The organism is Phycisphaerae bacterium (assembly GCA_012729815.1).
GTDB lineage: Bacteria > Planctomycetota > Phycisphaerae > JAAYCJ01 > JAAYCJ01 > JAAYCJ01.
This window is the reverse complement of record JAAYCJ010000214.1, coordinates 18,836-27,708: the sequence shown is the minus strand read 5'-3', so window position 1 is coordinate 27,708 and position 8,873 is coordinate 18,836. Positions and strand designations below refer to the sequence as shown.

6 protein-coding genes are annotated in these 8,873 nt (G+C 65.0%); 4 read left to right on the top strand and 2 right to left on the bottom strand.

What is annotated here, in order from left to right; translation table 11 throughout:
• The 4 genes from GXY33_14210 to GXY33_14195 all read left to right on the top strand — a co-directional run.
• Positions 1–2,194: hypothetical protein (locus GXY33_14210; GenBank protein NLX06287.1), on the top strand; the 2,194-nt coding region annotated here is incomplete at its 5' end.
• 212 nt (positions 2,195–2,406) lie between these two features.
• Positions 2,407–3,003 (top strand): sigma-70 family RNA polymerase sigma factor, encoded by a 597-nt coding sequence (locus tag GXY33_14205; protein ID NLX06286.1) that lies wholly within the window; start codon positions 2,407–2,409, stop codon positions 3,001–3,003.
• A complete protein-coding gene (locus GXY33_14200) occupies positions 3,003–4,307 on the top strand; it encodes a hypothetical protein (GenBank protein ID NLX06285.1) in 1,305 nt (434 codons plus the stop codon). The genes GXY33_14205 and GXY33_14200 overlap by 1 nt, the downstream gene beginning before the upstream one ends.
• A gap of 113 nt (positions 4,308–4,420) precedes the next feature.
• Positions 4,421–6,226 carry a DUF255 domain-containing protein gene (locus GXY33_14195; GenBank protein NLX06284.1) on the top strand — a complete coding sequence of 602 codons (1,806 nt, stop codon included), beginning with the start codon at positions 4,421–4,423 and terminating at the stop codon, positions 6,224–6,226.
• A gap of 84 nt (positions 6,227–6,310) precedes the next feature.
• Here GXY33_14195 and GXY33_14190 read toward each other — a convergent pair whose 3' ends face one another.
• Positions 6,311–7,264, bottom strand: coding sequence for a LexA family transcriptional regulator (locus GXY33_14190; protein NLX06283.1), 954 nt, complete (start codon positions 7,262–7,264; stop codon positions 6,311–6,313).
• A gap of 780 nt (positions 7,265–8,044) precedes the next feature.
• Positions 8,045–8,839, bottom strand: coding sequence for a prepilin-type N-terminal cleavage/methylation domain-containing protein (locus tag GXY33_14185; GenBank protein NLX06282.1), 795 nt, complete (start codon positions 8,837–8,839; stop codon positions 8,045–8,047).
• Positions 8,840–8,873: the final 34 nt, after the last annotated feature.

Here is an 8,873-nt window from a genome sequence, read left to right as displayed (position 1 = left end):
GCGGATCGTTGAGGCGAGGGACCGTCTGGCTGAGCGGATCAAGCAGTGCGGGGACCGGTCGATCCCCGCGCCGTACCTGACGGCGGTGCGGAATCTGGCCGATCACTTTCTGCCGTGGATCGAGCACGACTTGACGATTCGCGAGCGGCATTACAATCCGATTCCGGACACCATGCCGCCGGCTGAGCCCGAGCGGATCGTTGGGCCGGTCAAGGTGCTGTTCTGGAACCGGGCGAATGAGAACGCCGATTACGTGCTGGCCGAACTGACGAAGGCGCTGGATGAGGTCGAGAGACTGCTGGCCGATCCTTCGCGGGCCAAGGTGGTCCGCCAACTCGACCTGGAGACGCTCACGGCTTCGGGCGGCTGCTTTCGCGACCGGCACGGTCCGGTGTTTCTGGTCGGATCGCTCTTTGGCGAGATGGGCACGACCGCCGACGAACTGAAGGTCATCGCCGACTACGGCTTTAACTGGTGGAACCTGGCGAACCTGCCCAACGTCAAGGACATCACCGACGGCGTGCCGCCGGAACAGTGGGCGGACGGCTTCATGCGCTACGCGTCGGCGCCCGCGGCGTACCGCCGGGCGACGGAGCTGAGCATCGCGGTCTACGGCCTGTTCCACTGGTGGGGCACGACGACCACCGGGCCCGAGCGGCACGATCCGGGATGCGCAGCCGGCTTTGCGTTCGACCTCGACGATCCGGCGCATCGCGAGGTGCTCTCGCGCTACTTCCAGACCGTCGGCCGCGAGCTGCGCCAGTTCCCGGCTCAGACCAACTACATGCTGTTCAATGAGGTGACCTACGGCTACTGCTGGTGCTCGCGGGGCGAAGCGCGATTCCGCGAGGCCATGCGAGACAGGTTCGGCACGATCGATGCGCTCAACGCGGCGTGGAGCACCGACTACACCTCGTTCGAGGCGATCACCGCTCCGCGCGACCGGTCGGTGAGCCAGGGGCTGTGGTACGAATACAACCGCGAGAACCTCCGGCGTCTGCCCGAGATCCTCGGCTGGTGCGCCGATCAGATCCGCAAGACGGATGGGCGAAGCTGGATCCACTCGAAGGTGATGAACCCGCTGCTGGATTCGCACGACTACTGCATGTGCGGCGTCGATCGGGAAGAGCTGGGGCGCGTACTGGACCTTTTTGAGTATGACACCGTGCTGCGGCCGAACGCGGGCTCGCCCGCGCTGACCCTCTGGCGCGGCGTGCCGCAGTACGATCTGCAGCGGTCGATGAAGCCGGACGTGCCGGGCGTGGAGACCGAATTTCACACCATCCCGCTGGGCCATTGGGGACACATGGACGGCGACTACATCAAGGCCTGCTACTGGCTGGGCGCGACGCACGGAGTGGGCGGGTTCCTGCAGTGGATCTGGTGGCGCGACGGGTACAACGCGGCGAATGCCAATGGAATCGACGAGCACGCCAACCGCGTGCACGCCTGCTCGACGGCGGCGCTCGATCTGCGAAGGCTGGCAGAATACGTCGCCGCGGTGGCCACGGAAAAGGGGGAGGTCGCCATTCTCTACAGCCGCACGGCGATGATCCATCGGCCGGGGCAGTGGAACATGCTTCTGCCCCCCTACCAGGGGCTCTACTGGCTGAACACGCCGCCGATTGATTTCGTGACCGAGGATCAGATCCGGGCGGGCAAGCTGAGCGGCTACAAGCTGCTGGTGGTGCACGGTTCGCCGTGGATCGATCCGGACACGCTGGATGTGATCCGGCGGTTTGTCCGCGACGGCGGGCGGCTGGTGCTCACCGCCGACTCGGCGACGCAGGATCCTTACGGCCGGGAGTTGGATACCGCTGATTTGGTGGCGGATCGCGCGGCCGATGGCCGGTCGTCTTTCGGGAAAGGCGCGGTACACTACGTGGCGAACTACCTTTCCGATGTCGCCTGGATGAACTACTTCGATGCGCTGATCGACGAGGTTGGAGTCAAGCGCGGCGCGCTGCGGCTGCGGGACGGCAACGGCGGTCCGGCGGCGGGCGTCGAGGTGCGGGAGGCGGAGGTGGCCGGGCAGCGGGTGGTCTATCTGATGAACTTCAACGCCGAGCCGGTCGAAGTCAGCTTCGGTCGAATCTTTGGTCAGCCGTTGGTCGAGTTGGTCGAAGGAACGCCGCTGGCCGGTGCGACGCTGAGCCTCAAACCGCTCGTGCCGCACCTGATCACTGCTCGATAGATCACCGTTTGCACTGGCGAGCGCCGGTGCTGTGTCGGATGCGAACTGCGTTATCGGGCGCCGCTCCGCTGGGCCACCGCGATCCCTGCGGCCGAGGCCGGGGAACCGGATTTCTGAGCGCCCTTCTCAGGCGGGGTGCGGATTGCTAGAATGGGTGGGAACTTTCGTGGCTGCGGCTGGTCTAAACTGTCGGAGAAGGAGCTTTTCGCAAAGTGTCCGACCCGCGGGATGTGCAACCGAACGAAGCCGAGCTGATTGCGGCGGCCCAGGCGGGCCAGCTCTCCGCCTTCGGTTCGTTGATCGGATTCTACCAGGACCGGCTCTATAACCTCGGCTACCGGCTTTGCGGGTCACACGACGACGCAGCGGAGTTGACCCAGGAGACGTTTCTGCGGGCCCTCAAGGGGATCGGGCAGTTTCAGCGCCGTTCGCGGTTTTATACCTGGATGGTGCGGATCATGATTAATCTGAGCCGGGACATGCACGACCGTGCGCGGCGGGAGACGCGTCACGTGGCGGCCCAGGCCCACGACCTGCTGAAGCACTCGCAGGCCGCTCAGATGGCCCGGGCGCAGAATCCGGGGGCGCGACTTGAGAATCGGGAGACCGCGGAAATCATTCAGCAGGGCATCGAGGCGCTCGACCCGCACCTGCGGGAGACGCTGGTGCTGCGGGAAGTGGAACAGATGAGCTATCGCGACATTGCTGAAACTTTAAAAATATCAGAAGGGACGGTTAAGAGCCGGGTTTTCCGGGCGAGAGAGGCCCTTCGGAGCGTTTTGGCCCCTTACGTCGAAGAAGGCCGATGATGGCGGATCACGAACACAACGCGTGCGACGAGCTGGCTGAGCTGGTTTCGGCGTATTTCGACCGGCAGCTTGAGCCGGAGGACATTCGGCGGGTCGAGGAGCATCTGGCTGGGTGCCCGGAGTGCCAGCGGAAGCTGGAGCACTACGAGGCGATTCGCGAGGCGATGTCGCGGAAGGTGAGCCCACCGGTGGACATCGCCGATGGGCTGATGGCCCAGGTGGAGCGTGACCAGTTGCTTTCGGGGCTCGATGCCCTGGCCGCTCCGGCGCCGTCGCGGCCGATGCGGTTCGTCAAGGCCTTGGCGGCGGCGGCGATCCTGGTGCTGATCGTTTCGGCATCGGTGCTGCTGATCCAAAGCGGGGCGTGGTCGCCGAGTTTTCATCGCGGAGGGCCGATCGCTGCGCAGGAAGGCGAGCAGGAGAGTGAGGCCAGGAAGCTGGCGGTTGTTGAAGAGCGGGTAGGGCCGCCGATGGCGGCGGTGGAGGATAAGAAGGACAGCGAGGTTCATTGGGCATTACCGGCTGACGGGCCGAGCGAACCGGTGCCGAGGGCCCCTTTGGCGATGGGCGAGGATGTGGACGGGAACGGGCCGTTGGACGGCGAGCCGATTCCATCGGAGCTGGAAGTGCAAGACACAGAGGGGGTTACGGAGTTAATGAGGAAAGACGAATTGCGCTTGGGGTCCTTCGCCGGAGCCCCGACGACTCAGGAAGTGACAATCGGGATCGCGACGGTTTGGGGCGCGGTGGCTGCGACGCAGCCGGCGACGCCCGTTGCGGAGCCACAGGACGTTTCACCGGCGGAGCTGCCGGTGGCGGATCGGGTGATTTCGGTGCGGGTGCCGGATACGGCTTCGTGGATGTATGCCCGCGATCATCTGGCTTCGACGCTGGACGGGCTTGGCCTGGAGCGCGTGGCACCGGGAGAGATGACGACCAGCGGCCCAGCGGCGAGGCAGGTGTATGCGCTGCTGCCGCGACCGGAGGGTCTGGAGCGGCGTCATCGCACGGCGCTGCTCGTATCGCTGGCCCCGGAGCGGCTGACGGACCTGGAGCAGGTGATGGATCAGCTCCGATCGGCGGGTGCGGGACGGGAAGCGATAGTAAGTGCTGTATCCACAACTACTTATGCGGGCATAGCGGCGGCACCTTCGGTTTCAAGCCGTCCGGCGTTGACGACAACGCGGGGCGTGGAGGTTGCGGCGAGTCAGCCGAGCGACGAGGGGCAGGTGGTGGTGCTGCTGGAGGTGGCGGTGGGATCGCCGACCACGGCTCCGGCGAGTGGCCCGGCGGCTGAGGAGTAGGCTGGGTGCAGTGGGTCGCCACGTGCGTTGCGGCGATGGTGGGGAAAAGGACAGGACTGGCGGGGGTGGTCCGCTTAGAATTACTGTAGGCTTTTCCACGGGAGGTCCGGTCGATGCGGCAGTTCGTCTGCGTATTGGTGATGCTGATAGCGGCGGGTTTGGCTACTTCGGTGGCGATGGCTCAGGCGGGTGAGCCGTCGGTGTCGGTCGTTCCGCCGGTGGTGAGTCCCGGGCAGGCGGTTGTGCTGGAGGTGAGAGTGCCGCTTGGGCCGGGGCTGCATCTGTACGGTCCGCAGATCGACCGGCCGTACATCGCCACGGCACTGGCGGTCTCGCAGCCGGGGCCGGTCGACTGGTCGAAGGCGCCGGAGTTCCCGCCGGTGGCGATGATGGAGTTCATGGAGCAGGAATTGGCGGTGTTGGAGCCCGATCCGGAGACAGGGGCGGTGACGCTGCGGTTGGGGGGCAGGGTCAAGGGCGACGCCACGGCTGGGGAACACGCGGTCTCGGTGAAGGTCACGTACCAGGCATGCACAAAGGACCGCTGTTATCTGCCGGTGCGGAACCGGGAACTGGCCGGGACAGTGACGATATCTACTACGGACGTAGTAGGTGGTGTTTCAGGGGATACGGGCGTACCGATGACGATGGTTTCGGTGGAGCTGGACGGACAAGGCCCTTCACCGGTGGGGTTTGGCAGTCGCGTGGCGATCTTCGGCTGGGATGTCGATCTTCAGGCACTGCCGGCGTTTGTTCCGTTGCTGATCGCCCTCTTGGCGGGGTTGATCCTGAACATCATGCCGTGCGTGTTGCCGGTGATCCCGCTGAAGGTGCTGCAGTTGGTCAAGGACGCCCAGCAGCACGAGCGGTCGGCGTTTTGGCTGGCGCTGTCGTTCAGCGGCGGGATATTGCTGTTTTTCCTGGCGATCGGGGTGGTCGCGGTGATGCTGCAGCAGGCGTTCGTGTGGGGTCAGCAGTTCTACAGTCCAACGTTTCTAATCGGGACCGCCCTACTGCTGGTCGGCTTGGCGCTGGGGATGTTTGATGTGTTTGAAATCCGCGTGCCAAACTTCGTGGCGGGGCTGCATCCTCGGGCGGGGGCATTTGTCGGGGCGTTGGGTATGGGCGTGCTGGCTGGGGTGCTCTCGACGCCGTGCAGCTTTGGCATTCTGGGGGCGGCTATCGCGTGGGCTCAGACGCAGTCGGTGCCGCTGACGTTGCTGACGTTCTTGATGATCGGGGTGGGGATGGGGTTGCCGTACGTGCTGCTGGCGAGCCGGCCGGCGCTCGTCGGGGGGATTCCCGCGGCTGGTCGGTGGTCGGAGATCTTCAAGCAGGCGATGGGGTTTTTGCTGCTGGCGGTGGCGGCGTTTTTGGTGACCGCCCTGCCGGAGGAGCGGATTCTGGCGGTTTTGTTCTATATTCTGCTGTTTTCGTTTGTGATCTGGCTGTGGGGCAAGCTGTGGCTGGCGCGGAGCGATTGGGCGGCTCGGGCGTGGAAGCTGGCGGCGATCGGGGTGTTGGTGGCGGCTGGGGCGTGGATGCTGGGGCCACAGGAGGAGCGACTGGGGTGGCGGGAGTTCGATTCGGCGGCGTTGGAGGCGGCTGAGGGGTCGGGCAAGCCGTATCTGGTGAAGTTCACCGCCGACTGGTGCGTAAACTGCAAGACGGTGGAGTATCGGGTGTTTCGCAATGGGCGGGTGATCGAGGCGCTGGGCGAGGGGGAGGTGATGTTGCTGCGGGCGGACCCGTCGGCCCAGGAGATGGCGGCTGAGAAGCTGCTGGAGTGGACGGGGCAGACGGGGATCCCGTTTACCGTGGTGTTTGTGCCGGGCAAGGCACCGGTTCTGCTGGCGGGGGTGTATTCGCCGGGTGATCTGCTCGATGCGCTGGGTGCGGAACAGGCGGCGGGGCGATAGCCGGGAGGCGGGCGGGCTTGTTCCACGTGGAACAGGCCAACCGGCGGGGATCGCACCCGCGTTCCACGTGGAACACGCGCCGATCTACGGCTTTTTGCGTCGCACCGCGGCCAGGATCCGCCATGCGAAGCGTATTTGGTCTTTTCGCACTATGGTGGAGGGGTATGCCTCATTGTGTGACACCAAGCGGACGGTATCGCCATCGTCGATGTAGACCTTGCACGTTGCTCCGATCTGTCCGGCCACCATGACGAGGGCCGGCTGCCCTGCGGCCGGGGGTTGCTCGGGGTCGGCGATCACATAGTCGCCATCCCGCAGCAGGTCGGCCATGCTGTCCCCATCGATCCGAACCGCGACCGACTTTAGGTTCCACGTGGAATTTTTCGTCAAAATCACCCCATCGACCGGCAATTGGCCCATTTGCAGGGGGTCGGCGAGCTCGACGATGGTGACATCGGCCTGATGCGGTTCGGGCAGGGGGCTGGAGAGGCATTCGGAGGGAATGAGGTGGCCCGCTGAGCGGTCGGAGGCCTGGTGGGCCAGGTGGGCCAGGTCGGGCAGGTCTTCGGCATCGACGACGTTGGGCCAGAAGTCGATTTTGCCGGCGGCGGCGCGACCGATGACGGGAATAGCGCGGTTCGACGGCTGGGGATGCGGGTTGGCCTGCTGGCGAGCCTGGCGGCCTTCGGCGAGGAGGTCGGCGAGGGCCTCGACGGCCTGTCGGGCCTCGGGGCGGCCAGCGATCAGGCGGGCGAGGCGCTGGACGATGGCCTGCTCATCGGGATCAAGGGCGGGGGTGCGTCGGTAGGCGAGATCGCCGGTGAGCAGCCAGTTCAGGTCGCAGCCGGTGAGCTCGGCCACTTTGACCAGCAGCGCGGGAGGCGGTTGGCGATCGGTCTCGTAGGTGCAGTAGGTGCTCAGGGGGATGCCGAGGGCGGCGGCGAAGCGGCGCTTGCCGCGGGGGCCGTAGTGGCGGATCCGCAACTCCTTGAGTCGCTGGATCAGGTCAGCGGGTGGTTTGTTGGCATCAGCGGGCATAGCGGGTCAGCCTTGTGGGGCCAAGGTAGCATTTGATTATAATTACACGATCGTGTATATTGTTCTTGACAGGTTACACAATCGTGCTAGAGTGGAATATAACGCTTGGGAGGCGGGTGAGCAAGGGTTGAGTGGGGACGGATCGATGATCGGGTCGGGTCTTATGGCGGTCGGCGGCGCGTTGTTCGTGGACGGGCCTCAGCAGGGGGGCATTGCACAGGGTCGGGGGCGGGGATACAAACCAGGGGCGGGGTTGACAGCAAGGGAGGTGCAGTAGGTCGGGCTATTCGCGTGGTGCAGTACGGTAGGGACCGCTCGGGCTTGGGGGGGATGCGCGGGCGGACGTGGTGATTGTGAGGACCGGATCGTCGCGGGAATCGAGAAAGCCACATATTGTAGCGGGCGTCCATGCCCGGGCAGACGTGGGCGGCGTGTGAGGAGGCGGTGTATTCGAGGGAGCGGGATGAGGGTTCGTTCGCCGAGGTGGACACAGCGGCGCGATCGGCTGGCGTGTATTGGCGCAGGCATGGCTATGTAAACGGGCGCGAAGTCATCAGGTTGATCTTTTGCGCGGGGGTTAATCAGGGCGAGGCGTACGGTCGGGTGATGATCGGCGGTGAGCCGGCGACACGGTCAGGAAGGGGGGTGTGAACGGCGACGTGGGGAGTGGTCAGCGGGATACCGGCTGTGATGTCGGCGCCGCCGGGTCTGACGGCGATGGCGAACGTGGGCGCGGCGAGTTGGCGGGCGAATCCATTGGAGAGATGAGCGGTGTTATGTTCAGATGGTGTAGCCGTCGAAGAGCTGGAAGAACAGGGGCATGTACGGGGTCCAGATCGGTTCGATCCAGTTGTTCCAGTTGCGGATCAGCGGTGCGCCGTCCCATGACTTTTCTCCGGCGCGGAAGGGGAACCAGCGGATTCGGCCGTCGTTGAATCCGACGTTGAAGCCTTTGGGGGCGGCTTGGAGGAGCGAACCGAAGCCCTTGCCCGCCATGTTGTGGGAGTAGATCCAGTTGGACCAGTCGGTGGTGAAGGCGTCGGAGACGAAGGCGACGGGATAGCGGCCGAGGCCTTGCGGGCTTCCGAGTCGACAGTCCCACTGGATGCCAAACCATTGCCAGGCGTCCGTCCATCCGCGATAGGCGTAGGAGCATCGCTGGGTGCCGAAGGCGTCCCAGTCGAACTGGACGCGGGAGTATTCGCTGCTGTCTGATGCGGCGCGGAGGGTGTCGGCGGGACAGAAGAATGGTCGAGGATAGGTGAGGTAGCCGTTCTTGACCAGGGCTGAGAGCCCGGTGTCACGGGAGTTGCCGACGAAGTAGCCGACGTCGCTGAGGGCGTCGACCAGCCGCGGGAGATACTCGGCGTTATCGATGCCGTACATCTGCGAGGCGATGACGATGCCGCGGAGATTGCTGGCGCAACTGACGACGCGGGCCTGATCCCGCGCCTGCTGGAGAGCGGGAAGCAGGATGGAGACCAGCACGGCGATGATGGCGACGACGACGAGGAGTTCGATCAAGGTGAAGCTGCATGTCGCTATGCGGCTGGTTCGGGTTTTTCGACGAAGCATAGCAAACTTCCTCGCGATCGGATTGTATTCGCCG

Coding starts and splice junctions, on each gene's coding strand:
- GXY33_14200 (NLX06285.1), top strand. CDS start 3,003: ATGGCGGATCACGAACACAACGCGTGCGACGAGCTGGCTGAGCTGGTT.
- GXY33_14195 (NLX06284.1), top strand. CDS start 4,421: ATGCGGCAGTTCGTCTGCGTATTGGTGATGCTGATAGCGGCGGGTTTG.
- GXY33_14185 (NLX06282.1), bottom strand. CDS start 8,839: ATGCTTCGTCGAAAAACCCGAACCAGCCGCATAGCGACATGCAGCTTC.
- GXY33_14190 (NLX06283.1), bottom strand. CDS start 7,264: ATGCCCGCTGATGCCAACAAACCACCCGCTGACCTGATCCAGCGACTC.